This window comes from Neisseria subflava, assembly GCF_005221305.1.
Lineage (GTDB): Bacteria > Pseudomonadota > Gammaproteobacteria > Burkholderiales > Neisseriaceae > Neisseria > Neisseria subflava.
In genome coordinates this window covers 1,829,633-1,855,410 of record NZ_CP039887.1, presented here as the reverse complement: position 1 = coordinate 1,855,410, position 25,778 = coordinate 1,829,633, and the positions used below count along the sequence as shown (strand labels likewise).

At 50.4% G+C, this 25,778-nt stretch carries 19 protein-coding genes, 2 tRNA genes, 3 rRNA genes and 2 pseudogenes; 15 read left to right on the top strand and 11 right to left on the bottom strand.

The window, feature by feature from the left end; genetic code table 11:
- Positions 1-48: 48 nt before the first annotated feature.
- From yccS to FAH66_RS09075, 3 genes are all read right to left on the bottom strand, one after another.
- A complete protein-coding gene (gene yccS / locus FAH66_RS09085) occupies positions 49-2,184 on the bottom strand; it encodes a YccS family putative transporter (protein WP_137041356.1) in 2,136 nt (711 codons plus the stop codon).
- A gap of 165 nt (positions 2,185-2,349) precedes the next feature.
- On the bottom strand, positions 2,350-3,579 hold the full coding sequence (locus FAH66_RS09080; RefSeq protein ID WP_003682885.1) for a PilT/PilU family type 4a pilus ATPase: 1,230 nt from the start codon (positions 3,577-3,579) through the stop codon (positions 2,350-2,352).
- Between the two features lie 86 nt (positions 3,580-3,665).
- Positions 3,666-4,712 (bottom strand): type IV pilus twitching motility protein PilT, encoded by a 1,047-nt coding sequence (locus FAH66_RS09075; protein WP_003682881.1) that lies wholly within the window; start codon positions 4,710-4,712, stop codon positions 3,666-3,668.
- A 117-nt stretch (positions 4,713-4,829) separates the two neighbouring features.
- On the opposite strand from FAH66_RS09075, the gene FAH66_RS09070 reads away from it, so the two are divergent.
- The 4 genes from FAH66_RS09070 to dksA all read left to right on the top strand — a co-directional run bounded on the left by FAH66_RS09070 (position 4,830) and on the right by dksA (position 7,609).
- The gene (locus tag FAH66_RS09070; RefSeq protein WP_137041355.1) at positions 4,830-5,525 is read left to right on the top strand and encodes a YggS family pyridoxal phosphate-dependent enzyme; all 696 of its coding nucleotides are present in this window, start codon (positions 4,830-4,832) and stop codon (positions 5,523-5,525) included.
- 76 nt (positions 5,526-5,601) lie between these two features.
- Positions 5,602-6,399: a pyrroline-5-carboxylate reductase gene (gene proC, locus FAH66_RS09065; RefSeq protein WP_137041354.1), complete on the top strand. Its 798-nt coding sequence runs from the start codon at positions 5,602-5,604 to the stop codon at positions 6,397-6,399.
- Between the two features lie 2 nt (positions 6,400-6,401).
- Positions 6,402-6,959, top strand: a complete 558-nt coding sequence (locus FAH66_RS09060) for a YggT family protein (protein ID WP_137041353.1) — start codon at positions 6,402-6,404, stop codon at positions 6,957-6,959.
- Positions 6,960-7,192: 233 nt separating this feature from the next.
- Positions 7,193-7,609 carry an RNA polymerase-binding protein DksA gene (gene dksA / locus FAH66_RS09055; protein ID WP_070631586.1) on the top strand — a complete coding sequence of 139 codons (417 nt, stop codon included), beginning with the start codon at positions 7,193-7,195 and terminating at the stop codon, positions 7,607-7,609.
- 235 nt (positions 7,610-7,844) lie between these two features.
- On the opposite strand, the pseudogene FAH66_RS11240 reads toward dksA, so the two are convergent.
- Together FAH66_RS11240 and FAH66_RS11235 are read right to left on the bottom strand one after the other, a co-directional pair.
- Positions 7,845-8,246 (bottom strand): annotated as a pseudogene (locus FAH66_RS11240) (transposase); the annotation flags it as partial.
- Between the two features lie 105 nt (positions 8,247-8,351).
- Positions 8,352-8,957 (bottom strand): annotated as a pseudogene (locus FAH66_RS11235) (transposase); the annotation flags it as partial.
- A gap of 602 nt (positions 8,958-9,559) precedes the next feature.
- Here FAH66_RS11235 and FAH66_RS09035 point away from each other — a divergent pair.
- From FAH66_RS09035 to rrf, 5 genes are all read left to right on the top strand, one after another.
- Positions 9,560-11,100: ribosomal RNA gene (locus FAH66_RS09035) — 16S ribosomal RNA — on the top strand.
- Positions 11,101-11,205: 105 nt separating this feature from the next.
- Positions 11,206-11,282, top strand: a tRNA-Ile gene (locus FAH66_RS09030).
- Between the two features lie 5 nt (positions 11,283-11,287).
- Positions 11,288-11,363 (top strand) — tRNA-Ala (locus FAH66_RS09025).
- A 348-nt stretch (positions 11,364-11,711) separates the two neighbouring features.
- A 23S ribosomal RNA gene (locus FAH66_RS09020) occupies positions 11,712-14,600 on the top strand.
- Between the two features lie 95 nt (positions 14,601-14,695).
- Positions 14,696-14,809 (top strand): 5S ribosomal RNA (rrf, locus tag FAH66_RS09015).
- Together the 16S, 23S and 5S rRNA genes with 2 tRNA genes alongside form the textbook arrangement of a ribosomal RNA operon.
- Positions 14,810-14,954: 145 nt before the next feature.
- Here rrf and FAH66_RS09010 read toward each other — a convergent pair.
- The 4 genes from FAH66_RS09010 to FAH66_RS08995 form a co-directional block, all read right to left on the bottom strand.
- Complete coding sequence (locus FAH66_RS09010; protein ID WP_137041351.1) at positions 14,955-15,785, bottom strand: integrase core domain-containing protein; 831 nt, start codon at positions 15,783-15,785, stop codon at positions 14,955-14,957.
- Positions 15,786-15,837: 52 nt separating this feature from the next.
- Positions 15,838-16,299 (bottom strand): aspartate carbamoyltransferase regulatory subunit, encoded by a 462-nt coding sequence (gene pyrI / locus FAH66_RS09005; RefSeq protein WP_137041350.1) that lies wholly within the window; start codon positions 16,297-16,299, stop codon positions 15,838-15,840.
- Positions 16,300-16,309: 10 nt separating this feature from the next.
- A complete protein-coding gene (pyrB, locus tag FAH66_RS09000) occupies positions 16,310-17,230 on the bottom strand; it encodes an aspartate carbamoyltransferase (RefSeq protein WP_003684701.1) in 921 nt (306 codons plus the stop codon).
- Between the two features lie 377 nt (positions 17,231-17,607).
- Positions 17,608-17,895 carry a ComEA family DNA-binding protein gene (locus tag FAH66_RS08995; RefSeq protein WP_036472233.1) on the bottom strand — a complete coding sequence of 96 codons (288 nt, stop codon included), beginning with the start codon at positions 17,893-17,895 and terminating at the stop codon, positions 17,608-17,610.
- A gap of 279 nt (positions 17,896-18,174) precedes the next feature.
- Between FAH66_RS08995 and FAH66_RS08990 the strand changes: the two genes are divergently transcribed.
- The gene (locus tag FAH66_RS08990; protein ID WP_137041108.1) at positions 18,175-19,005 is read left to right on the top strand and encodes an integrase core domain-containing protein; all 831 of its coding nucleotides are present in this window, start codon (positions 18,175-18,177) and stop codon (positions 19,003-19,005) included.
- A gap of 111 nt (positions 19,006-19,116) precedes the next feature.
- On the opposite strand, the gene FAH66_RS08985 is transcribed toward FAH66_RS08990, so the two are convergent.
- Positions 19,117-19,770: an IS1595 family transposase gene (locus FAH66_RS08985; RefSeq protein WP_137041349.1), complete on the bottom strand. Its 654-nt coding sequence runs from the start codon at positions 19,768-19,770 to the stop codon at positions 19,117-19,119.
- Positions 19,771-19,919: 149 nt separating this feature from the next.
- Between FAH66_RS08985 and FAH66_RS08980 the strand changes: the two genes are divergently transcribed.
- The 3 genes from FAH66_RS08980 to FAH66_RS11155 all read left to right on the top strand — a co-directional run bounded on the left by FAH66_RS08980 (position 19,920) and on the right by FAH66_RS11155 (position 21,873).
- Entirely contained in the window at positions 19,920-20,585 is a 666-nt protein-coding gene (locus tag FAH66_RS08980; protein ID WP_137041348.1) for a COG1361 family protein, read from the top strand.
- A gap of 275 nt (positions 20,586-20,860) precedes the next feature.
- The gene (locus tag FAH66_RS08975) at positions 20,861-21,724 is read left to right on the top strand and encodes a GNAT family N-acetyltransferase (protein ID WP_137041347.1); all 864 of its coding nucleotides are present in this window, start codon (positions 20,861-20,863) and stop codon (positions 21,722-21,724) included.
- Between the two features lie 23 nt (positions 21,725-21,747).
- Entirely contained in the window at positions 21,748-21,873 is a 126-nt protein-coding gene (locus FAH66_RS11155) for a hypothetical protein (RefSeq protein WP_279638369.1), read from the top strand.
- 65 nt (positions 21,874-21,938) lie between these two features.
- Here FAH66_RS11155 and FAH66_RS08970 read toward each other — a convergent pair whose 3' ends face one another.
- Positions 21,939-22,442 carry a hypothetical protein gene (locus FAH66_RS08970; RefSeq protein WP_003684697.1) on the bottom strand — a complete coding sequence of 168 codons (504 nt, stop codon included), beginning with the start codon at positions 22,440-22,442 and terminating at the stop codon, positions 21,939-21,941.
- 213 nt (positions 22,443-22,655) lie between these two features.
- Between FAH66_RS08970 and pyk the strand changes: the two genes are divergently transcribed.
- Both pyk and FAH66_RS08960 read left to right on the top strand, forming a co-directional pair.
- On the top strand, positions 22,656-24,128 hold the full coding sequence (pyk, locus tag FAH66_RS08965) for a pyruvate kinase (protein WP_137041346.1): 1,473 nt from the start codon (positions 22,656-22,658) through the stop codon (positions 24,126-24,128).
- Positions 24,129-24,327: 199 nt separating this feature from the next.
- A complete protein-coding gene (locus FAH66_RS08960) occupies positions 24,328-25,740 on the top strand; it encodes an OmpP1/FadL family transporter (protein ID WP_137041345.1) in 1,413 nt (470 codons plus the stop codon).
- The last annotated feature ends 38 nt before the right edge of the window (positions 25,741-25,778 follow it).

Sequence of the window (25,778 nt, the reverse complement as noted above, 5' to 3'; positions counted from 1 at the left end):
TGATTGGCAGACTTGTTGCTAAACAGGCTGGAAAGCATTCGGCTCTTTTCAGACGGCCTCTACGTCGGCTTGTCGGTGCAATGCCTGATAGCACGGGGTAAGCTGGCGGATAATCAGGTCGAGCTGGTGTTTGAGGATGTGGTCTTGCTGCGCTTGTGTGTTTTGTTCAAGCTCGGCAAATTCCTGACGGATTTGGGTCATGGCCGTTTCAAAAGCCTCGGGGTCGGTTTGGGGCATTTGGGTCAGCAACTCGGCGATGTGGTGGGTCAGCTTGGCATAGGGCGCAAAGCCGTCGTTGCCGTCGATTCGGACCTGGTCGCGGTATGCGCCGAGTGCGGAAATGTGGCCGGTCAGCGCATAGCTGGTTTTGAGCAGGGTAAAACCGTCTTGCAGGCGGTCTTGATATTTTTTCGGGTTGCTGCTCATGTCGGACAGGGTGCTGCTGAGGGCGGCGATGCTTTCGTGGGCTTGGCGGCGGGTGAGGCGGTAGTCGAAATCGTCGCGGCTGCCGTTTTGCAACTGCTCGAGGATGGCGTCGAGATAGCGGCCGTTGGCAGTGATGGTTTGGGCGGCGGTGTGGCTGAGGGTGAGGTAACGCCAATCGGGCCAGAGGTAGGTGGCGGCGGCCCATGCGATAACGGAACCGACAATGGTGTCGATGATGCGGATGGGCATGGCGTGGTACACGTCCAAACCGGCAAGCGAGAGGCTGGTCAGGGCTTGGATGGTGATGAAGAAGGTGGAGAAGCTGTATTTGTAGCTTCGGGTCATGAAGAACAGGGTAGTGCTGGCGATGACAATCCAGAGCTTGGTTTCAATAGACGGGGTGAAGTAGGGGACGAGCGAACCGACAATCACGCCGAGAATCGTGCCTGCGATACGTTGGTATACGCGGCTTTTGGTGGCGGTGTAGTTGGGTTGGCAGACGAAAAGGGCGGTCAGCAGAATCCAGTAGCCGAGGTTGAGATGGAGGATTTCGACAATGATGCAGGCTGCGGCCACGACAATGGAGAGGCGGGTGGCATGGCGGAATACGCCGGAGTCGAAATTGAGCTGGCTGAGGACGGTCTCGCCGATATTGCGGAACTTGGTGTTTTCAAGGGCGGCGATGCGGGTATCGGCGTTGTCGTTTTCGGCAAGGGACGCATCGTTTTGCAGTTGCCGCAGTTGGTAATCGACACTGCTGAGGTTGTCGAGCAGGCGGCGGATATTGTGGAGGTTGGCATTGTCGGCATGGGTCTCGGCAAAATGGCTGAGGGATTGGCGGCAGCCTTCCATGGCGCGGCCGAGGCGTTTGCTGTATGCGTAGGGTTTGTTGTTGCGCAGGGAGGAGGCAACGTTGCGGCACGCCTGGCCTTGCATTTCGAGCAGGCGGCGGATGCGGAAGATAAGGTCGGTATTTTTGAGCTGCTCGGCCATTTCGCTGTAATCGACGTGGGCGGAGCTGATGCGTTCGTGCATGTCTTGCGCGCAGAGGTAGTAGCGCAGCATTTTGGCGGTACGCGGATGGCGGTGTTGGCCGCGCAATCGGTAGAAAAGTGCGCCGCGGCATTGGTTGAAGGCGGTAATCACGCCGGTATTGCTCATGGCCAAGTCGATTTGACGGTTGCCCAACCATGCGGCTTCGTCGGGGTCGAAAAAGTCGGCTTTGGCATCGAAGTAGTTGCTGAGTGCGTCGTAGGCGTTGGCAACGGTTTCTTGGACGGGGCGGTGGGGCAGGATGATTTGGAAGATCAGGGTGTTGACGCTGTATAGGACGGTACCCAGCAGAATCATGACGGGGTTGGTCAGCCAGTAGGTCTCGGGGGTGTAGGTCAGCGTGGTGTAGGTGGCGACGGCAAGCGCACCGAAAGCGAAGGTGCGGTATTTGAGGCCGATGGTGCCGAGGATAGTGAAGCTGAAAGTCATCAAGGTCATGGCCAAGATGAAGGGAACGCCTGTGCCGATGGTGCTTTGGGCAAGCAATGAGGAGAGGGTAAACAGGGCAACGGTGATGACGATGTTTTTCAGACGGCCTGTGAGGCGGTTGTCCAAATCGACCAAACCGCCGGCAATAATGCCGAGCACGAAGGGCATAACCAGTTTGGGCGTGTCGAAGTGCCAAACGAGGGTAGCGGCGATGAACACGCTGGCGAAGACGGGCAGGGAGGCAATGATCAGAGGTTTGAGCGGCGGAGTTTTCATGATGTTGTTGTTTATTATTCGTTATGAGGTGAATGATTGGATTTTAACAGGATTTTCAGTCGGTTTCAGAATGCTTTAAATGAGATAAGGCCGTCTGAACGGATACGGAAAAATACTTGATTTCGTTTCCACACCCGTTCAGACGGCCTTTTTTGGCTTGCGCTATTAGGTCATCAGGTTGAGGTCGCTGATGCGGTCGTAGAGGCGTTCGGTATTGTTGCCCTCGTCGTGCATTTGAATGCGCAGGCGTAAATCGTTGGCGGATACCGCTTGGCGCAGGGCTTCGCTGAGTTCGATTTGGCCTTGTGCGTAGAGGTTGAAGAGGTTTTGGTCGAACGTCTGCATGCCGTTGCTGCCGGAGCGTGCCATCAAGTCGCGGATTTCCAGCAATTCGCCTTGGAAAATCAAGTCCTGCATGGCCGGAGTGTTGAGCAGGAGGTCGGTAACGGCCGTACGTTGGCGGTTTTTCTTGATGGTGAGGCGTTGGCCGATAATGCCGACGAGGTTTAACGCCAAATCTATCAAAACCTGTTGGCGGCGGTCTTCCGGATAGAAGTTGATGATGCGCTCGATGGTTTGGGAAGCCGTGTTGGCATGGATGGTGAAAACGCACAGATGGCCGGTTTGAGCCAGTTGGAGGGCGTATTTCATGCTTTCTTCGCTGCGGACTTCGCCGATACAGACGACATCGGGCGCTTGACGCATGGCGCTTTGAACGGCGATTTTCCAGTTGTCGGTATCGATGCCGATTTCGCGCTGGGTGAAGATGCTGCGGCAAGGTTTGTAGATAAACTCGATGGGGTCTTCGATGGTAACGATATGGCCGGGCAGCTTTTGGTTGCGGTAGTTGAGCATGGAGGCCATGGTGGTGGATTTACCCGAACCGTTCGGGCCGGCGAGGATCAGCAGGCCGCGCGGTGCGAGTGCAAGCTCTTGGAGCTTTTCGGGTAAACCGAGGGTCTTCATTTCGGGAATGTCTTGGCTGACGCGGCGCAATACCATGCCGACGCGGCCTTGCTCGTGGTAGGCGTTGACGCGGTAGCGCGTGTTGCTGCGCGATTGGACGGAATAGTTGATTTCCCAGTCGCGATTGAAGGCTTCGAGCTGGTCGGGGTTCATGGTGGATTCGGCGATGGCGGCGGTGTCCGCACCGGTCAGTGCTTTGTGGGGCATGGGCGTGAGGGTGCCGCCGACTTTGATGGCAGGGGGAAAGTCTGCGCTGATGAAGATGTCGGATGCGTTGCGTTTTTCGGCCTCTTCACACATGCGGTCGAGCAGGGGGTGAAGATGCGTGCCGATTTCGGCCGGGGTGGGGATGTGCGGTGCTTGGTTTTTTTGTGAGTAGGCTTGCACCATTTCGCTTAACAGGTCGTGCAGAGGGGCGAGGTCGCTCATGATGATTCTCTTTAAAACGGGTATTCGGTCAGGCTGAAAGGCCGTCTGAAAACGGGATGATGGGGTTCAGACGGCCTGAGTATGGTTTAGAAAATAGAGAGGTTTTCGATGTTTTGCGCCTTGCTGCGTGCCAGCTCGGGGCTGATGGTGCCTTGGCGGACAAGGGTTTGCAGGGCTTGATCGAGGGTTTGCATACCGTGGGCCTGACCGGTTTGGAGGGCGGCGTTGATTTGGGCGATTTTGTTCTCGCGGATGAGGTTGCGCACGGCCGGTGTAGAAATCAGGATCTCGTGTGCGGCGACACGGCCGTTGCCGTCGCGGGTTTTCAGCAGGGTTTGGGAAATGATGGCGCGCAAGGATTCGGACAACATGGAGCGCACGATTTCTTTTTCGCCTGCAGGGAATACGTCGACAATACGGTCGATGGTTTTGGCGGCGCCGGTCGTGTGCAGCGTGCCGAAAACCAAGTGACCGGTTTCGGCGGCGGTCAGGGCGAGGGAGATGGTTTCAGGGTCGCGCATCTCACCGATCAAAATCACGTCTGGGTCTTCGCGCAGGGCGGAACGCAGGGCGTTGGTAAAGCTGTTGGTGTGCTGATGCAGCTCGCGCTGGTTGATGAGCGCCTTTTTGCTTTGGTGGACGAACTCAATCGGGTCTTCGATGGTCAGAATGTGGGCCGGTTGGGTTTCGTTGATGTAGTTGACCATCGCCGCTAGCGTGGTGGATTTACCCGAACCGGTCGGGCCGGTTACCAAGACCAACCCGCGCGGATTTTCGGCAATTTTTTGGAAAATGCGCGGCGCACGCAATTCTTCCAGCGTCAGGACGGTGCCCGGAATGGTACGGAATACGGCGGCCGGGCCGCGTTCGGTCATAAAGGCGTTGACACGGAAACGGGCAACATTAGGCAGCTCAAATGAGAAATCGACTTCAAAATCCTGTTGATAGAGCTTGCGCTGGTGGTCGTTCATGACCGAGGTAATCATGGTACCGACTTCTTCCGAGCTCATCTCGGGCAGGTTGATGCGGCGGATGTCGCCGTGTACGCGTATCATAGGGGAAATACCCGAACTCAAATGGAGGTCGGAGGCTTTGTTTTTCACGCCGAACGCGAGTAAGTCGGTAATCTGCATAATGTGGCCTTGTTTTGGTTTAGAATAATAAAATTGCTTTATTTTAAATAGATAAACCCGTTCAACCAAGTAAAATTTTCAAAATGCCGAGTGATGAACGGGTTAAAGGAGAAAACCATGTCGGTATTGCAACAAAACTATCAGGACGTATGCCAGGCGGTTGAACAGGTGGCTGAGGCTGCCGGACGGCCTGCGGATGCGGTGAAGCTGGTAGCGGTCAGCAAGACGTTTCCGGCAGACGATATCCGCGAAGTATATGCGGCCGGTCAGCGCGATTTTGGTGAGAACTATATTCAGGAATGGTTTGAAAAAACGGAAACGCTGGCTGATTTGCCGGATATTGTTTGGCACGTTATCGGCGATTTGCAGTCCAATAAAACCAAATTTGTGGCCGAACGCGCACATTGGGTGCATACGATAGGCCGTCTGAAAACGGCGCGGCGCTTGAGTGAACAAAGGCCGTCTGAAATGCCGCCGTTGCAGGTGTGCATTGAAGTGAACATTGCCGCGGAAGAGGCGAAACACGGTGTGGCGCCCGCTGAAGCGGTTGCGCTGGCCCTTGAAGTGGCCCAGTTGCCGAATATTAAAGTGCGCGGATTGATGTGTGTGGCCAAGGCCGACAGCAGCGACGATGAGTTGCGCAGCCAGTTTCACACCATGCAACGGCTGTTGGCTGAGCTGAACGCGGCAGGCGTCGAAGCAGATGTTTTGTCTATGGGTATGTCCGGAGATATGCCAATCGCGGTAGAATGCGGGGCAACCCATGTCCGCATCGGCAGCGCGATTTTCGGCAAGCGGCATTATCCTCAATAAAAGTAATAGGCCGTCTGAACAGGGTAGACAGCAGTTTCAGACGGCCTGATCGATATCACAAAGGAGTAACATATATATGAATATCTATTTTCTCGGCGGCGGCAATATGGCGACTGCCATTGCAGGCGGTTTGGTCAAACAAGACGGTTATCGTGTCCACATTGTCGAACGCGGCGCCGAAAGACGAGCGCAACTGGTGCAAGAATTGGGCGTAGCCACTTCTGAAAACCTGCCTGAATTGAGTGCGGACGATGTCCTCATTCTCGCCGTCAAACCGCAAGACATGCAGGCAGCCTGTCAAAATATCCGTTTGAATGGTGCGCTGGTGTTGTCCGTAGCGGCAGGTTTGTCCATTGATACCCTCAGCCATTATCTGGGCGGTACACGCCGTATCGTGCGCATCATGCCCAATACGCCGGCCAAAATCGGTTTGGGCGTATCCGGTATGTTTGCTGATGCAGGCGTTTCAGAAGCAGACCGTACAGCCGCCGACGGCATCATGCTCTCTGTCGGCACAACCGTTTGGCTGAACGAAGAAGAGCAACTCCACAATATTACTGGCATCAGCGGCAGCGGCCCCGCCTATGTTTTCTATCTGTTGGGCGCGCTCCAAAATGCGGCTTTGGCACAAGGTTTCAACGAGCAAGACGCACGCGAACTGAGCCTCGCTACATTTAAAGGCGCAGTGGCTTTGGCCGAACAAACCGGCGAAGCATTCGCACAATTACAGCAAAACGTGACTTCCAAAGGCGGCACGACACACGAAGCCATCGAAACCTTCAAAGCACGTCACGTTGCCGAAGCCATCGAACAGGGCGTAGAAGCCTGCGTTAAACGTTCGCAAGAAATGGCGCAACAATATAAGGCCGTCTGAATATGCGCGGCGACTTGCTCTTATTATTGACAGACGCTATTGCCATCCTGTGTATCACACGCTTTTTGCTCCGATACGCAGGATTGGCAGCAGAATATCCCCTGCTCAAATTCAGCATACAGGCAACAGGCTGGCTGACCAAACCTTGGCAAAAAGCATTTCCATCCGGCGCGGAAACCGATTGGTACTGCCTGCCTTCAGGTTTTCTGGTGTACTACCTTGCCTGCACCGCCATTATTTTCATCTCGCCGGCGCTGTCCATCAGCAATAAGCTGATTTTGGCAAACTTTTGGTTTGCCGCACTCCATATGCTGAAAGCCGCGGCCTATACATTACTTATTGGTCTGATTATTAGAATGGTGGCCAGCATACAAGGCCGCTATTCGCCGTTGACTTATGCCATCGAACGAATTCTACAACCATTGCTCAAACCGTTTTCCTTCTTACGCGTAGGACGATACGATTTTTCAGGCAGTTTGTTGGCATTCTTATTATGGTTGTGGCTGGCCCGATGGTTTCCCCAACTTATCCAGCAAACCAACTTATGGTTGCTTCAATAGGCCGTCTGAAAGCGCAGCAGGCATTAACGACCAAAAATACAACGTCCTAAAAAGCGCTTTAATACATTTAGGTGTAAGGTAGTGCAAAAAAGTGCAAATCGAAATATAAAGAACAAATGAATAGGTAAAACATGATATGATTCGCCCAATTTCCAAAACGGAAATTTAAGAAAACCCAATAAAAGCAAACCCGTAGCATCCAAATCATTAACAACAAACCGAAAGCAGACACCATGGCAAAGCTGACAGAACAAGATATTTTAAACTGGAATGGTCCTGAAGAGGACTACATGAACAGCGACCAATTGGCCTTCTTCCGCGAACTACTGGTTAAAATGCAAGAAGAGCTGATTGAAAATGCAAACACCACTACCGGCCATCTTCAAGAGCACGAATCCGCCCCCGATCCTGCCGACCGAGCTACTCAAGAAGAAGAGTACGCTTTAGAACTACGTACCCGCGACCGCGAGCGTAAACTTCTCAATAAAGTTCAAGCGACTCTCCGCAGCATCGACGAAGGTAATTACGGTTTCTGTGCCGATACCGGCGAACCCATCGGCCTCAAACGCCTGCTGGCACGTCCGACTGCGACATTATCCGTAGAAGCGCAAGAGCGACGCGAACGAATGAAAAAACAGTTCGCCGACTAAAATATAAAGTATAGAGAAACCTCAAAAGGCCGTCTGAAAGAGTATTTCAGACGGCCTTTATTTTGTGTTTTTTGTATGTATGGATTGAGACCTTTGCAATAACATAGGTTGAGACCTTTGCAAAATTCCTTTTCCCCAACGGCCGAAACCCAAACCCAAGCTTCCGGCTGTTTTTTGTTCCCAATTTCCCTTTTTTCTCCCCGGATACCTGATTAATCAGGCATCCGGCCGCCTTTTAGGCGGCAACAGGCGCACTTAGCCTGTTGGCGGCTTTCAAAAGGTTCAAACACATCGCCTTCAGATGGCTTTGCGCACTTACTTTGAGCAGCCCGAAATAGGCTGCCCGGGCATAGTGGAATTTACGGTGCAGCGTACCGAAGCTCTGTTCGACCACATAACGGGTCTTCGACAAATATCGGTTACGTTTGGTTTGCGCTTCCGTCAGCGGACGGTTGCGGTGGGCTTTGCGCATAATGCCGTCTAACAACTGATGCTCTTCCAGATGTTGCCGGTTTTCCGCGCTGTCATAGCCTTTGTCGGCATAGACGGTCGTATCTTCGGCTATACCTTCCAGCAAAGGCGACAGATGGTTGCACTCATGGGTATTGGCGGGAGTGATGTGCAATTTCTCGATATATAGTGGATTAAATTTAAACCAGTACGGCGTTGCCTCGCCTTGCCGTACTAATTGTACTGTCTACGGCTTCGTCGCCTTGTCCTGATTTAAATTTAATCCACTATAGCCTTCTTCATCGGTACGGGTATGTTGTTTGTAACCGAGTTTGTAGATGCCGTTTTTCTTTGTCCAACGGGCATCTTTATCTTTGCTCGGTGTGGTTTGGCCGCTGACTTGTCCTTCCTCATCCACTTCTATAGCCTGACGCTGTTTGCTGCCGGCGGTCTCAATAATGGTGGCGTCAATGACGGCGGCGGATGCTTTCTCTACTTTTAGGCCTTTTTCGGTCAGTTGGCGGTTAATCAGTTCCAGCAATTCAGCTAAGGTGTCGTCTTGCGCCAGCCAGTTGCGGTAGCGGCATAAGGTGCTGTAATCGGGGTTGCTCAGTTCGTCAAAACGGCAAAACAGGTTGAAGTCGATGCGGGTGATGAGGCTGTGTTCGAGTTCGGGATCGGAGAGGCTGTGCCATTGTCCGGGCAGGACGGCTTTGAACATGGACAACAGGGGATAGGCGGGACGGCCGCGGTGGTCTCTAAGGTAATGGGTTCTTTGACGGTTCAGGTACTGTTCGATCGGCTGCCAATCAATCACTTGATCCAACTTCAATAGTGGGAAGCGGTCGATGTGTTTGGCAATCATGGCTTGTGCGGTTTGCCGGAAGAAGGTGCTCATGAGAAATCCCCTAAATGTCTTGGTGAGAATTTAGGGGATTTGGGGGGATTTTGCAAAGGTCTCAGGTTACTAAAATTTTATGCTCAATCTCATTTTCAAAATGCAAAACCTTTCTGATTTTTCCTACTTTTTGTTCAATATTTAGGAGGGTTTTAGTCAATTGAAAATTTTTTGGCGCATTTTTATGCGTCAAATTTCGTTAACAGACTATTTTTGCAAAGATCTCGGATTATGTAGAAAGGTTATTGGAGTTTTTTATAAAATAAAAACCCTTTTAAAACATGTCTGTGATTAATTTTCTGAAAATAATTTTGCGAAAGGTGTTGACTGGTTTTGTTGGGAGGCGTATAGTTCGGTTCTTCGCTGCTGACGCGGTGAAGAAAACGAAGCAGACAGTATAACACAGCTGGTTGAAATTTTCGATAATTTTAATTGACATTTGCTAAATGTACTGTATAATTCGATTTGCTCTTTAAAAAACAGATTACCGATAAGTGTGAGTGCATTAGGCCTCACACTGTTTGAAAGACAGACAAGATGATGTTTTAGACATTGTCCTGTCGGTTTCTTTGAAGCAGACCAGAAGTTATAAGTTAGAGATTGAACATAAGAGTTTGATCCTGGCTCAGATTGAACGCTGGCGGCATGCTTTACACATGCAAGTCGGACGGCAGCACAGAGAAGCTTGCTTCTTGGGTGGCGAGTGGCGAACGGGTGAGTAATATATCGGAACGTACCGAGTAATGGGGGATAACTAATCGAAAGATTAGCTAATACCGCATATTCTCTGAGGAGGAAAGCAGGGGACCTTCGGGCCTTGCGTTATTCGAGCGGCCGATATCTGATTAGCTAGTTGGTGGGGTAAAGGCCTACCAAGGCGACGATCAGTAGCGGGTCTGAGAGGATGATCCGCCACACTGGGACTGAGACACGGCCCAGACTCCTACGGGAGGCAGCAGTGGGGAATTTTGGACAATGGGCGCAAGCCTGATCCAGCCATGCCGCGTGTCTGAAGAAGGCCTTCGGGTTGTAAAGGACTTTTGTCAGGGAAGAAAAGGATAGGGTTAATACCCCTGTCTGATGACGGTACCTGAAGAATAAGCACCGGCTAACTACGTGCCAGCAGCCGCGGTAATACGTAGGGTGCGAGCGTTAATCGGAATTACTGGGCGTAAAGCGAGCGCAGACGGTTACTTAAGCAGGATGTGAAATCCCCGGGCTCAACCTGGGAACTGCGTTCTGAACTGGGTGACTAGAGTGTGTCAGAGGGAGGTAGAATTCCACGTGTAGCAGTGAAATGCGTAGAGATGTGGAGGAATACCGATGGCGAAGGCAGCCTCCTGGGATAACACTGACGTTCATGCTCGAAAGCGTGGGTAGCAAACAGGATTAGATACCCTGGTAGTCCACGCCCTAAACGATGTCAATTAGCTGTTGGGCAACTTGATTGCTTAGTAGCGTAGCTAACGCGTGAAATTGACCGCCTGGGGAGTACGGTCGCAAGATTAAAACTCAAAGGAATTGACGGGGACCCGCACAAGCGGTGGATGATGTGGATTAATTCGATGCAACGCGAAGAACCTTACCTGGTCTTGACATGTACGGAATCCTCCAGAGACGGAGGAGTGCCTTCGGGAGCCGTAACACAGGTGCTGCATGGCTGTCGTCAGCTCGTGTCGTGAGATGTTGGGTTAAGTCCCGCAACGAGCGCAACCCTTGTCATTAGTTGCCATCATTTAGTTGGGCACTCTAATGAGACTGCCGGTGACAAGCCGGAGGAAGGTGGGGATGACGTCAAGTCCTCATGGCCCTTATGACCAGGGCTTCACACGTCATACAATGGTCGGTACAGAGGGTAGCCAAGCCGCGAGGTGGAGCCAATCTCACAAAACCGATCGTAGTCCGGATTGCACTCTGCAACTCGAGTGCATGAAGTCGGAATCGCTAGTAATCGCAGGTCAGCATACTGCGGTGAATACGTTCCCGGGTCTTGTACACACCGCCCGTCACACCATGGGAGTGGGGGATACCAGAAGTAGGTAGGGTAACCGCAAGGAGCCCGCTTACCACGGTATGCTTCATGACTGGGGTGAAGTCGTAACAAGGTAGCCGTAGGGGAACCTGCGGCTGGATCACCTCCTTTCTAGAGAAAGAGGAGGTCTGATGCATTCACACTTATCGGTAAACTGTAAAAGATGCGGAAGAGAAAAGCTTGAGTGAAGACAAGATTCGCTTAAGAAGAGAATCCGGGTTTGTAGCTCAGCTGGTTAGAGCACACGCTTGATAAGCGTGGGGTCGGAGGTTCAAGTCCTCCCAGACCCACCAAGAACGGGGGCATAGCTCAGTTGGTAGAGCACCTGCTTTGCAAGCAGGGGGTCATCGGTTCGATCCCGTTTGCCTCCACCAAGAACTTTACAAATCAAAGGAAGCCTGCTATACTTAGCAGCTTATTTTGATTTGCGAAGTGAAATATCGACGCATCGATCTTTAACAAATTGGAAAGCCGAAATCAACAAACAAAGACAATGAGTTTGTTTTGATTTTTTGTTCTTTGCAAAGGATAAAAAATCTCTCGCAAGAGAAAAGAAAACAAACACAGTATTTGGGTGATGATTGTATCGACTTAATCCTGAAACACAAAAGGCAGGATTAAGACACAACAAAGCAGTAAGCTTTATCAAAGTAGGAATTTCAAGTTTGCTTCCCTAGTCAACGGGTAGGTAAACGAAGTCAAAGAGGTTCTTGAAATGATAGAGTCAAGTGAATAAGTGCATCAGGTGGATGCCTTGGCGATGATAGGCGACGAAGGACGTGTAAGCCTGCGAAAAGCGCGGGGGAGCTGGCAATAAAGCTATGATCCCGCGATGTCCGAATGGGGAAACCCACCTCTTAGGAGGTATCCTTATCTGAATACATAGGATAAGCGAAGCGAACCCGGAGAACTGAACCATCTAAGTACCCGGAGGAAAAGAAATCAACCGAGATTCCGCAAGTAGTGGCGAGCGAACGCGGAGGAGCCTGTACGTGATAACTGTCGAGATAGAAGAACAAGCTGGGAAGCTTGACCATAGTGGGTGATAGTCCCGTATTCGAAATCTCAATAGTGGTACTAAGCGTACGAAAAGTAGGGCGGGACACGTGAAATCCTGTCTGAATATGGGGGGACCATCCTCCAAGGCTAAATACTCATCATCGACCGATAGTGAACCAGTACCGTGAGGGAAAGGCGAAAAGAACCCCGGGAGGGGAGTGAAATAGAACCTGAAACCTGATGCATACAAACAGTGGGAGCACCCTTGTGGTGTGACTGCGTACCTTTTGTATAATGGGTCAACGACTTACATTCAGTAGCGAGCTTAACCGAATAGGGGAGGCGTAGGGAAACCGAGTCTTAATAGGGCGAACAGTTGCTGGGTGTAGACCCGAAACCGAGTGATCTATCCATGGCCAGGTTGAAGGTGCCGTAACAGGTACTGGAGGACCGAACCCACGCATGTTGCAAAATGCGGGGATGAGCTGTGGATAGGGGTGAAAGGCTAAACAAACTCGGAGATAGCTGGTTCTCCCCGAAAACTATTTAGGTAGTGCCTCGAGCAAGACACTGATGGGGGTAAAGCACTGTTATGGCTAGGGGGTTATTGCAACTTACCAACCCATGGCAAACTAAGAATACCATCAAGTGGTTCCTCGGGAGACAGACAGCGGGTGCTAACGTCCGTTGTCAAGAGGGAAACAACCCAGACCGCCAGCTAAGGTCCCAAATGATAGATTAAGTGGTAAACGAAGTGGGAAGGCCCAGACAGCCAGGATGTTGGCTTAGAAGCAGCCATCATTTAAAGAAAGCGTAATAGCTCACTGGTCGAGTCGTCCTGCGCGGAAGATGTAACGGGGCTCAAATCTATAACCGAAGCTGCGGATGCCAGTTTACTGGCATGGTAGGGGAGCGTTCTGTAGGCCGATGAAGGTGCATTGTAAAGTGTGCTGGAGGTATCAGAAGTGCGAATGTTGACATGAGTAGCGATAAAGCGGGTGAAAAGCCCGCTCGCCGAAAGCCCAAGGTTTCCTACGCAACGTTCATCGGCGTAGGGTGAGTCGGCCCCTAAGGCGAGGCAGAAATGCGTAGTCGATGGGAAACAGGTTAATATTCCTGTACTTGATTCAAATGCGATGTGGGGACGGAGAAGGTTAGGTTAGCAAGCTGTTGGAATAGCTTGTTTAAGCCGGTAGGTGGAAGACTTAGGCAAATCCGGGTCTTCTTAACACCGAGAAGTGATGACGAGTGTCTACGGACATGAAGTAACCGATACCACGCTTCCAGGAAAAGCCACTAAGCTTCAGTTTGAATCGAACCGTACCGCAAACCGACACAGGTGGGCAGGATGAGAATTCTAAGGCGCTTGAGAGAACTCAGGAGAAGGAACTCGGCAAATTGATACCGTAACTTCGGGAGAAGGTATGCCCTCTAAGGTTAAGGACTTGCTCCGTAAGCCCTGGAGGGTCGCAGAGAATAGGTGGCTGCGACTGTTTATTAAAAACACAGCACTCTGCTAACACGAAAGTGGACGTATAGGGTGTGACGCCTGCCCGGTGCTGGAAGGTTAATTGAAGATGTGCAAGCATCGGATCGAAGCCCCAGTAAACGGCGGCCGTAACTATAACGGTCCTAAGGTAGCGAAATTCCTTGTCGGGTAAGTTCCGACCCGCACGAATGGCGTAACGATGGCCACACTGTCTCCTCCTGAGACTCAGCGAAGTTGAAGTGGTTGTGAAGATGCAATCTACCCGCTGCTAGACGGAAAGACCCCGTGAACCTTTACTGTAGCTTTGCATTGGACTTTGAAGTCACTTGTGTAGGATAGGTGGGAGGCTTTGAAGCAGAGACGCCAGTCTCTGTGGAGCCGTCCTTGAAATACCACCCTGGTGTCTTTGAGGTTCTAACCCAGACCCGTAATCCGGGTCGGGGACCGTGCATGGTAGGCAGTTTGACTGGGGCGGTCTCCTCCCAAAGAGTAACGGAGGAGTTCGAAGGTTACCTAGGTCCGGTCGGAAATCGGACTGATAGTGCAATGGCAAAAGGTAGCTTAACTGCGAGACCGACAAGTCGAGCAGGTGCGAAAGCAGGACATAGTGATCCGGTGGTTCTGTATGGAAGGGCCATCGCTCAACGGATAAAAGGTACTCCGGGGATAACAGGCTGATTCCGCCCAAGAGTTCATATCGACGGCGGAGTTTGGCACCTCGATGTCGGCTCATCACATCCTGGGGCTGTAGTCGGTCCCAAGGGTATGGCTGTTCGCCATTTAAAGTGGTACGTGAGCTGGGTTTAAAACGTCGTGAGACAGTTTGGTCCCTATCTGCAGTGGGCGTTGGAAGTTTGACGGGGGCTGCTCCTAGTACGAGAGGACCGGAGTGGACGAACCTCTGGTGTACCGGTTGTAACGCCAGTTGCATAGCCGGGTAGCTAAGTTCGGAAGAGATAAGCGCTGAAAGCATCTAAGCGCGAAACTCGCCTGAAGATGAGACTTCCCTTGTGGTTTAACCACACTAAAGAGTCGTTCGAGACCAGGACGTTGATAGGTGGGGTGTGGAAGCGCGGTAACGCGTGAAGCTAACCCATACTAATTGCTCGTGAGGCTTGACTCTATCATTTGAAGAACTTCAAAAGATAAAAGCTTACTGACTGATTCAGTCATCACCAAATAATTGATTAAGGCTTTACCGATTTGTAACAGTTTAAGTTTGGCGGCCATAGCGAGTTGGTCCCACGCCTTCCCATCCCGAACAGGACCGTGAAACGACTCAGCGCCGATGATAGTGTGGTTCTTCCATGTGAAAGTAGGTCACCGCCAAACACCCATTCCGAAGCCCCCGACTGATGTCGGGGGCTTTTTACATACCTGTCGGTTCTATCGGTTTGGCGATAGGTGATGGGGTAAGGGTGCAAGAATATTGATGAATCGATACCTATTGAGTGTTCGTGCATTCTTGGTATTTGGATTATGTGTAGGAAAACGTTGCGTTGTTTACACCACAGGTTGAGAATGAAGCCTGCAAGACCTCAAACGGCGTATCGCCGTTCAAACTGCGGTGCGGCTTCACAGTGTTATAGAAATTAACAAAGCGGCACAACTCCTTTCGCCAGTGTTCCGGACTGTCAAACAACTGTTTCCCATGCCACATCTCCATCAGGGTGCGGATAACCCGTTCCGCCTTACCGTTGGTCTGCGGACGGGCAACCCGGGTAAACTTTTGACCAATCCCGTTCTCATAACAGGCTACACCGAAAGCATGGTTGGCCGAGCCTTTATATTCCGTACCGTTGTCGGAGTAAACGCACTCAATCAGGTATGGACAGGGATCAATCAGGTGTCCAGTCAGAAACTTGGCGGCACTGTCTGCAGTTTTGTCCGGCAAAATGGCGGAGTATAGCTCCCTTGAGAAATCGTCGATGGCGACAAACAGGTAATCCCGATTATCGGTGGCTTTCTGCCCTTTGAGCAGCGGCAGCCGTTTGGTATCGAGATGTACCAGCTCTCCGGGGTAGGATTTATTGTAGCGTTTGGCCTGCCTTTTGAGTTTTTCCTGAATGCCGCGTTCTACCTTGGCCAGGCGTTTCATTCCGTACTTTGCCTGTTTGAAACGGTTGTTGGTACTGGTTTGGGGTTTGAGCAGTCTGCCCCTTGCGGCTTTAAGTGCGCGGTAAATGGTGACGCGGCAGACTTGGTAGCGGCGTGCCAGGGAGGTGACGCTTTCCTTTTCCTGCGTGTAGGCCAGCCAAATGGCTTGGCGGTGGTGCGGGGTGAGACGGGTGTTTTTGTGCATGTTCATGTTTCAGTATTCTCCTGGAAATACTGTAAACAACGCTACTAGTTTCTACATATCAGGCTTCGGCAACTGAATCACGCGAGAAGGTTTTCTCGCAATAATGGCATTTCAAACGTGTCTGAACATTATGATGTGAACGGACATAAAAACGGCTGATGACCGGCTCGCCATGACTGGCACAATTGGTATTCGGGCAGCGGAATACTTCTGAAATTTCGTCCGGCAATGACAAATGCTGTTTGTCGATCACTTTAAACTGATCGATTTTGTTTACCACTGCTTCAGGGGCAAATAAAGCCAAACGGTTGGCTGCATTGGCATCCAACCATACGCCGCTGACTTTGATAATGTCTTTGCTTCCCTGCGTTTTGCTGGGCAAATTAAAGCCGACCGTAACCGCGCTGCCATAATGCAGCAACTTAAACTGTCTTAAAATGGCCAAGCCTTTACCGGCAGGAATATGGTCAATTACCGTACCTTGTTCAATCGCTTCAACGCTGAGTTTTGAGTTTTCCATCTTTCGCTCCTTAAACTTCTTCGTTCAATACCAAAGACAAAATCGCCATCCGTGCATACACGCCATTGGTTGCCTGCTCAAAATAATAGGCATGAGGTGTTTTATCCACATCCGGATGAATTTCATCTACCCTCGGTAAAGGATGCAAGACGCGCAAATTGGGTTTGGCATTCGCCAACATCGACGCATCAAGATTGAATTTACCCTGAATTTTGGCAAATTCCTGCTCATCAAAACGTTCGCGCTGAACTCGGGTCATGTACAAAATATCCGCCCATTCGACCGCTTCTTCCAAACTAGACAAAACTTGGTAAGGGCAACCGGCCTCTTCCAACTCTTCAGTAATATAGTCCGGCATCGCCAAGCTGGGAGGGGATACAAATGCGAACTCACAACCCCAACGCTTCAATGCCTGACACAATGAGTGTACCGTACGGCCATATTTCAAATCACCGGCCATCGCAATCTTCAAATTGCTCAAACTGCCCTGCGTTTCATAAATCGTTACCAAATCCAAAAGCGTCTGGCTCGGATGTTGGTTGGTACCATCACCGGCATTAATCACAGGTACGCTCGAAAACTCAGCCGCCACACGGGCCGCACCGTCTTTAGGGTGTCGCTGAATAATCGCATCTGTATAGCTGGAAATAATCCTCGCAGTATCCGCAAGCGTTTCACCCTTTTTCGCACTGGTATTCGCACCATCGGAAAAACCGATAACTTTCCCACCCAAACGCTGTACCGCCGTTTCAAAAGACAAACGCGTACGGGTAGACGGTTCAAAAAAGCACGATCCAATCAATTTACCCTCAAGCAAATCTTCACGAGGCTGCTTTTTTAACTTCAAGGCCGTCTGAAGCAGCAATTCGAGCTGCTCCGTCGTCAAATCTGAAATTGAAATAATATGTTGCCGATAAAGCGGATTAGGCATGACCATTCCTTCCCATAAAAAAGCCCGCAACAGGCGGGCGTCTCAAGCAAACCAATTCCATCGTTGCCCGACATCATCCCCGTCAGACAATCACAACCATGTTCCTACCACACCCATGAAATCTTCCGCATTATCGCATATTTAACAGACAGCTGCTTCTTTCAAGTTTTCAGACGGCCTGATACCTTTGCAAAATAACCCTCTGTACTCAACAGCTGAGACCCAAGCACAGGGATTCGGCTGTTTTCAGTTATTACCCAATAGAAGCCCCGCGTTGTCCAAGCTCTCATTCCCGGCCCCATACAAAGCCGCCCGTCAACCCGAACCGGCAAGCGGTTCGGCCTCGGGGCGGCATATACGGCAGTTAACCATCAGGCTTATTTTTTCACGGCAGGCTGGGCGGCCTTAGGCGCGGCAGAAGAAACCGTCGCCTCCGCCTTCAACTTGTTCAGCACCGCATCACCGATGCCCTTCACGTTTTTCAGCTCCTCCACCGATTTGAACGCACCGTTCTTCTGACGGTATTCCACAATCGATTTCGCCTTAGCCGGGCCGATACCCGGCAAGGCCTCCAGTTCGGCAGAAGACGCGGTATTGATGTTCACGGCAGCCAAAGAGAACGCCGCACAGACGGCGGCAAATGCACCAAATAAAAATTTCTTCATCAGATTTTTTCCCATAACGTGTTTGATTGAATCAGTCAGGAAGTCTACAGAATGGTTTTATTCCAAGCGGTAAACACTGTCACATACGCAGATAGGGCAACAGCCCATACCCACATAAATGCTTACGCCATATTAACGCAAATATCGTTTGATTTCAAATATTCCAAACAGTTAACCGTAAATCTCGGTACTTTTGTTCAAGAATAACAACAGGGTAATCATACATATCTGTAGAAACTAGTAGCGTTGTTTACAGTATTTCCAGGAGAATACTGAAACATGAACATGCACAAAAACACCCGTCTCACCCCGCACCACCGCCAAGCCATTTGGCTGGCCTACACGCAGGAAAAGGAAAGCGTCACCTCCCTGGCACGCCGCTACCAAGTCTGCCGCGTCACCATTTACCGCGCACTTAAAGCCGCAAGGGGCAGACTGCTCAAACCCCAAACCAGTACCAACAACCGTTTCAAACAGGCAAAGTACGGAATGAAACGCCTGGCCAAGGTAGAACGCGGCATTCAGGAAAAACTCAAAAGGCAGGCCAAACGCTACAATAAATCCTACCCCGGAGAGCTGGTACATCTCGATACCAAACGGCTGCCGCTGCTCAAAGGGCAGAAAGCCACCGATAATCGGGATTACCTGTTTGTCGCCATCGACGATTTCTCAAGGGAGCTATACTCCGCCATTTTGCCGGACAAAACTGCAGACAGTGCCGCCAAGTTTCTGACTGGACACCTGATTGATCCCTGTCCATACCTGATTGAGTGCGTTTACTCCGACAACGGTACGGAATATAAAGGCTCGGCCAACCATGCTTTCGGTGTAGCCTGTTATGAGAACGGGATTGGTCAAAAGTTTACCCGGGTTGCCCGTCCGCAGACCAACGGTAAGGCGGAACGGGTTATCCGCACCCTGATGGAGATGTGGCATGGGAAACAGTTGTTTGACAGTCCGGAACACCGGCGAAAGGAGTTGTGCCGCTTTGTTAATTTCTATAACACTGTGAAGCCGCACCGCAGTTTGAACGGCGATACGCCGTTTGAGGTCTTGCAGGCTTCATTCTCAACCTGTGGTGTAAACAACGCAACGTTTTCCTACACCTGATAAAACTCTCAGGCCGTCTGAAAACACAGCTGTGCGGTTTGAGTTGTCTGCTTGATATATCAGTTTCATAAAAAGCAAGATATTAAGCAAAGGGGCTGACGTAGATTAGCCCTAAATTCCACACCAATCCCGCAGGATTTTAAGCTGTTGAGACGGTGTGCCGAAATTAAATCGAAATTCGCATTCTTTCAAGAACAGCGGGAAAGATTTGCGATCGATTCCGTTGTATTTGCGCAAGACGCGTTTTGCCTGATTCCAAAAATTTTCAATGCCGTTAATGTGGTTCTGACGGTCTGCAAATTCCTTGGAATGGTTGATGCGGTAATGAATAAAACCGCTTACGTCCAACTTGTCGTAGCTGCTCAGGCTATCCGTGTAAACAATGCTGTCCGGCATGATTTTCTTTTTAATGACAGGGAGTAACGTTTCAGACTTGGCATTATCCACCACAACGGTATAGACCCGTCCATTGCGTTTCAGAATGCCGAAGACAACCACTTTTCCTGCCGCACCGCGACCGCGTCTGCCTTTGCGCCGTCCGCCGAAATAGCTTTCGTCCAATTCAATAGAGCCCTCAAAAACCTCATCGGCAACCAAGGCCAGATAATGGCTGATAACCATACGAATTTTGCGGTAGAACAGAATAGCGGAGTTGGGCTGAATGCCCAAAATATCGGCAGCGGAGCGGGAGGTAACTTGGAGTACAAAAAATTCAAGTAGTTTCTTTTGAACTCTCTTTCTTAATTTACAATTGGTTATCTGCATTTTCGTATGCCTAGCATAACTGCTAATCTATGTCAGTCCCTAAGCAAATTGCGTTAAAATTACGTTAAAATAATGCCTTCTGAGTTAATGACATCATTTGCTCAAAAGGCATTATTTTTTATAACACGACACGAAATGTAGGAAAACTTATGCACTCATCCATACAAAGCCGGTTTGCCCCAATTTTATACGTCTTGATTTTCTTTGCCGGATTTTTGGCAGCACAAGTTTGGTTTAATCAGCAAGCCTATTTGACCAACCTTCCCCTTTTGGTCACTGCCATTTCTGCCGTTGCATTGGTTTGGTTGATTTGGGCTGTCGTCTCTGCACGATCCAAAGCAAAAAGCAAGATATTGCATCGTGAGCAGCTGATTAAAAAAGAGAGCATTCATCCTGTTTTGCATGCGACGTTGCAGCGTTCTGACGGTCAAACGGATTTATTGGTTTTGATTGTCCGCAATAGCGGTAAGGGCTTGGCGAAGAATGTGCGTTTTGAGGTAGAGTCTTTGCCGGATCACTTGCCGAGCAAGCTGGTCGCCGATGCGGTTATGCGCTTGGAGATGTTTTCCGGCGGTGTGGATATGTTGGCATCGGGCGAATTGTATGGCGGCGTGTTTGCAAGCATGTTGGCGCTGGCTGCCGAATTGCCGGACCAGACATTTGGCGGCGTGTTGAAACTGAAGGCCACTTATGAAAATGCCTTTGGCGATCAATGCACTTCTGAAAGCATTTTGGATTTGAGCATACTGAATTTCAATTTGTCAGAAATTAAATCCAGTGGCGAGCAAAAGCCCCGCAAGAAATTGTTGTATTGATATTTAAAATATGCAGGCCGTCTGAAACCGAAATACTTGTTTTCAGACGGCCTGTTGTTATTTTTCAAATGATTTTTGAAGAAAAAGAGGCGTATCGGGTATAATAATCAAAGAATTTGAAACGGATTGTCAGGATCGGCAAGCCGTCTCATCATTGTCGTATTTCAAAACCTTACTGATATTTTTTCAATAATCTGTTGCTATGTATCGGAACTTTTTCTGATGTTGGCACTGGCGAAATATTCCTTCAGCCATTTACTCTCAGGAAGCTGCTTATGTTAGTGTGTAATCCTTATGAAGTTGTGATCCATGGTACGACCAGCAAAGGCAAGATTTTCCGACCAAGCGACTGGGCGGAGCGCCTGTGCGGTATTTTGTCTTCCTTCACTAAAGACAACCGCCTTTCCTATTCGAATTGGGTGCGTCCGATTTTGGTGGATAATGTCCGTTGTGTGGCGGTCGATAAAAAGTTGGAAGAAGACAATCCGCAAATGTTCCGTTTCTTGATGGACTTTGCGGCGGATAATGATTTGCGCGTGATTGACTGCAAAGCCTTGCTTAAAGAACAAGAGAGCAAACAGCAGGGCGAAGTGCCGGTCGAGCGCGTTTTGTTGGCGCAGGCGATTGAAGAAAAACATGCCGCCGAGCGTGCGGAAGCGGCCAATGTGCAGCCTGAGCCACAAGCTGCCGCACCTGTGATCGGCGTATTGCGTGAAATTCAGCCGGAAGAAACTGCAACTGCTTTTGCGGCCTTGAGTGTTCTGCGTTCATCGTTGACCGATATTCACCGTTTTGTCGAACAAATCAACGAGCATCAGCGCAAAACCGGCTACCGTCTGCTGGGTATTTTTGAAGAAGGCAAACAAAATGCCGTAGCCGTATGCGGTTTCCATACTGCACATAACTTGGCCAGCGGTTACCATATCCATATTGATGATCTCGTAACCATGCCGCAATGCCGCCAAAAAGGCTATGCTTCTCGCTTGTTGGAAGAAGTACGCAAAATCGGTGCGGAAACCGGGGCAACCAAAATCCATCTGAATGTCCATGTGAACCATGACCGTGCCGATGCCCATCGTCTCTACTTCAAAAACGGATTTGAAATCTGCGCTTACCATTTCCGTTGCGACCCGAAATAATTTTTGTAGAAAGAGAACACTCAATGTTGAAGATTTTGACCGTGGCTGTTTTGACACTGAGCTTGGCGGCCTGCGCATCAGGCAGCGGAGGCAGCTCGCAAATGTATGGTGAGATTAAGGCTGGTGTAGAAACCAGCCATCAACGTTGAGATATACAATGACAAGGCCGTCTGAAATAGGTTTTCCTGTTTCAGACGGCCTTTTTGCAGCTTGCTTAGAGGGTTGTGGAGGTGTCGTCAGTGGCAACAGTCCGATGCAGGCGATACCAATTGTACAGACGCAAGATGCACAAGAAAGCGATGATGGGCATGCAGGCTGCGGTAACCAGATAACGCGGGTTGCTGAAGTTTAAAACGTTGTGACCGGAAAGCAGCGACAAAGCGGCATGCAACCATTCCCACAAAGACGAAATGCTGAATGCCAAAACAGCCAACAGGCCGAGGGTTCGGAAAATGCCGATGGGCAGGATTTGTTGGCGTAATACAGCGCGGTTGAGTTGGAACAAAACAATCAAACCGAAGCCGATGATGCAGACCATGCCGCCGTTGGCGACGATTTGCAGGCTGTTGAAGGCAATGTCGGGCGTAACGGAAATGGTACCGGATTGGTTGGAGGCGGTTTGTTGCAAATTTAAGCCTTGCATGACATTGAGTACGAAACCGTAGATTAGGTCGGCCAAAACGATGCCGATGGGTAGCGGAGTCAAAAAACGTTTCATGGATCAGTTGAGTATTCTATTAGTATGAGGGAGGCCGTCTGAAAATCAAAAATGACGACGTGAGAGTGTATTGTATCCGATAGAAAAGTAGGTTAATGCAAAAATAAATTTAGTTTAAGTCAGAAAATCATGTAATTTTACGCCAACATTATTGCATTAAGCGTACAATCTTCTTCATTATCAAACGTGGAATCAACAGGAAAGGACGTTTACATGAGCGAATTGCAACGTGATTTAACCCGTATCAGTCACAATACCAAAATTGTCGCCACATTGGGTCCGGGCAGCAACAATGTGCAATTGTTGGAAGACATGATCCGTGTCGGCGGTCTTAATGTCATCCGTTTTAACTTCAGCCACGGTACCCCTGAGTTCCATGAAGAAAATGCCCGCATCGTGCGCGAAGCCGCGAAACGTGCAGGTCAGGAAGTGGCTATTCTTGCCGACTTGCAAGGCCCGAAAATCCGTGTCGGCAAAATTGCCGGCGGCAGCATCGAGCTGAATAAGGGTGAAACCTTGATTTTGGATGCCGCACTTGAAGGCGAAGGCACACGCGAAGCGGTTGGCCTGGACTACCGCGATTTGCCAAATGACGTCGTTGCCGGCGATGTTTTGTGGCTGGACGACGGCCTGTTGACTTTGACCGTTGAAGCGGTTGAAGGAAGTAAGATTATTACAAGAGTAGAAAACAGCCATGTACTGAAAAGTAACAAAGGTATCAATAAACGCGGCGGCGGCCTGTCTGCCGGTGCGTTGACCGAAAAAGACTTTCGTGACCTGAAAACGGCGATTGCCATCGGTTGCGACTACTTGGCCATCAGCTTTGTGAAATCTGCTGAAGATCTGCACATCGCACGCGCCAAAGTCGAAGAAGAAATGAAAGGCAGTACAGCCGTACGCCCCGGTTTGGTTTCCAAAATCGAGCGCGTAGAAGCCATTGAAAATCTGGACGAAATCATCCTCGCCAGCGACGGTATTATGGTTGCCCGCGGCGACTTGGCAGTGGAAGTTGGTCATGCCGCCGTTCCTGCCCTGCAAAAACGCATGATCCGCCGCGCCCGCGAGTTGCGCCGCTTCAGCATTACCGCGACCCAAATGATGGAATCCATGATTACCAACCCCGTACCGACCCGCGCCGAAGTGAGCGACGTGGCAAACGCGGTGTTGGACGGCACCGATGCGGTGATGTGTTCCGCCGAAACCGCCGTCGGCGCATACCCGTTTGAAACCGTCAGCCAAATGGCGATTATCTGCGCAGCAGCCGAAAAAGAGCAGGACTCGCTCAATGGCGTTGCCGAACAAGTCGAGTATCCCGAAGCCGTCAGCACCAACTTGGCGATTGCCGGCGGCGCAGTCGGCGTAGCGCGTGCGGTTCATGCCAAAGCGATTGTCGCCCTGACCGAAAGCGGCTCAACCGCCTTCGAAATCAGCCGCCACAACATCACTTTGCCGATTTTCGCCCTGACCCCGAGCATTTCCGCACAACGCCGCATGGCGATGTATCGCGGCGTGCGTCCGATGATTTTGGCAACCAGTACCGACCACGATACTGCGCTGAACGAAGTGGAAGCTGTGTTGGTCGAACACCAAATTCTGTGTTCTGGCGACCAATACATCATTACCAGCGGCTCGAAAATGCGTGAATCCGGTTCGACCAACACATTGGAAGTGCTGCAAGTCAAATAATCGAATCAATGTTTTACTAAGTGGAAAAAGCAGGCTGCCTTCAGCCTGCTTTTTTGTATTTTGGATATTTGTTATGTAAAAAACCGAAAATAATAGGCAAGAATAACGATGTAGTATAGAATTGAGTACCTATACTAAATCAATAAAGGACGTTTCAGACGGCCTTTTTCTTTGTCCGCCACTTTCACGGTAAACCAAAATGATTCATTTCAATCTGAAAAAAACAGCATTTATTTTAAGCACAGCACTTTTATCTACCGCTGTCCAAGCTTCCGGTTACCACTTCGGCACACAATCCGTTAACGCACAAGGCACGGCCAACGCCGCCGCCGAAGCCGCCGATGCCTCAACCATTTTCTACAATCCGGCCGGTTTGAGCAAACTCGACAGCAGCCAAATTTCCGTCAACGCCAATATCGTTTTCCCAAGCATTCATTATGAAGCGGAATCTGCGAAACACTTCCGCACAGGTGCCGATGTCAGCGGCTCGACCAGCGGCAAAATTACCGAAACCACTATTGCTCCGCACGTCTATGGCGCGTACAAAGCCAGCGACGATGTGACTTTGGGTTTGGGCGTGTACGTTCCTTTCGGTTCCGCAACAGAATACGAAAAAGATTCCGTATTGCGCCACAACATCAACAAACTGGGTTTGACCACCATCGCCATCGAGCCGGTAGTCGCGTGGAAACTGAATGAGCAACACGCCGTCGGTGCCGGTTTAATTGCCCAATATTCCAAAGCCGAATTGCGCAAATACTCCGACTGGGACGCTTCCGGCGCCATCAGCCAGTTGGCCAGCAGCTTGGCTTCCCATCAAGCAGGCCGTCCCGTTGCTGTCGATGCAACCGGCAAAGCTGACGGTCATGCCGATGTAAAAGGCCACGATTGGGGCTTCGGCTATCAACTGGCGTGGATGTGGGACATTAACGACCGTGCACGCGTGGGTGTGAACTACCGCTCCAAAGTATCGCATACGCTGAAAGGCACTGCCGATTGGGAAGCGGACGGCGCATATGCAAAACGCGCTTGGGATTTGGGTGCAATGGCTGCACGCGGTTATGTGCCGAACGAAAAAGCCAGCGTAAAAATCGTCACGCCTGAGTCTTTGTCTGTTCACGGTATGTACCGCGCCACCGACAAAACCAACCTGTTCGGCGATGTGACTTGGACGCGCCACAGCCGCTTTAACAAAGCCGAGCTGGTGTTTGAAAACACCAAAAACGTTGTCAACGGCAAATCTAACCGTACCGTCATCACGCCTAACTGGCGCAACACTTATAAAGTTGCATTCGGCGGCTCTTACCAAGTTACCGAACCATTGCAACTGCGTGCCGGTATCGCTTTCGACAAATCACCGGTTAAAAGCGCCGAAGACCGCATGAACAGCCTGCCTGACGGCAACCGTATCTGGTTCTCCGTCGGCGCTAAATATCAACTGGGTAAAAACCATGTTATCGATGCGGCGTACAGCCATATCCACATCAATGACACGGTTTACCGCACAGGCAAAGCCAGCGGCAACGACGTAGACAGCCGCGGTACATCCTCTGCCCGCTTCAAAAACAAAGCGGACATCTTGGGCTTGCAATACACTTATAAATTCAAATAATCGGATTTGAGTTGTGGATAAAAAGGCCGTCTGAAATC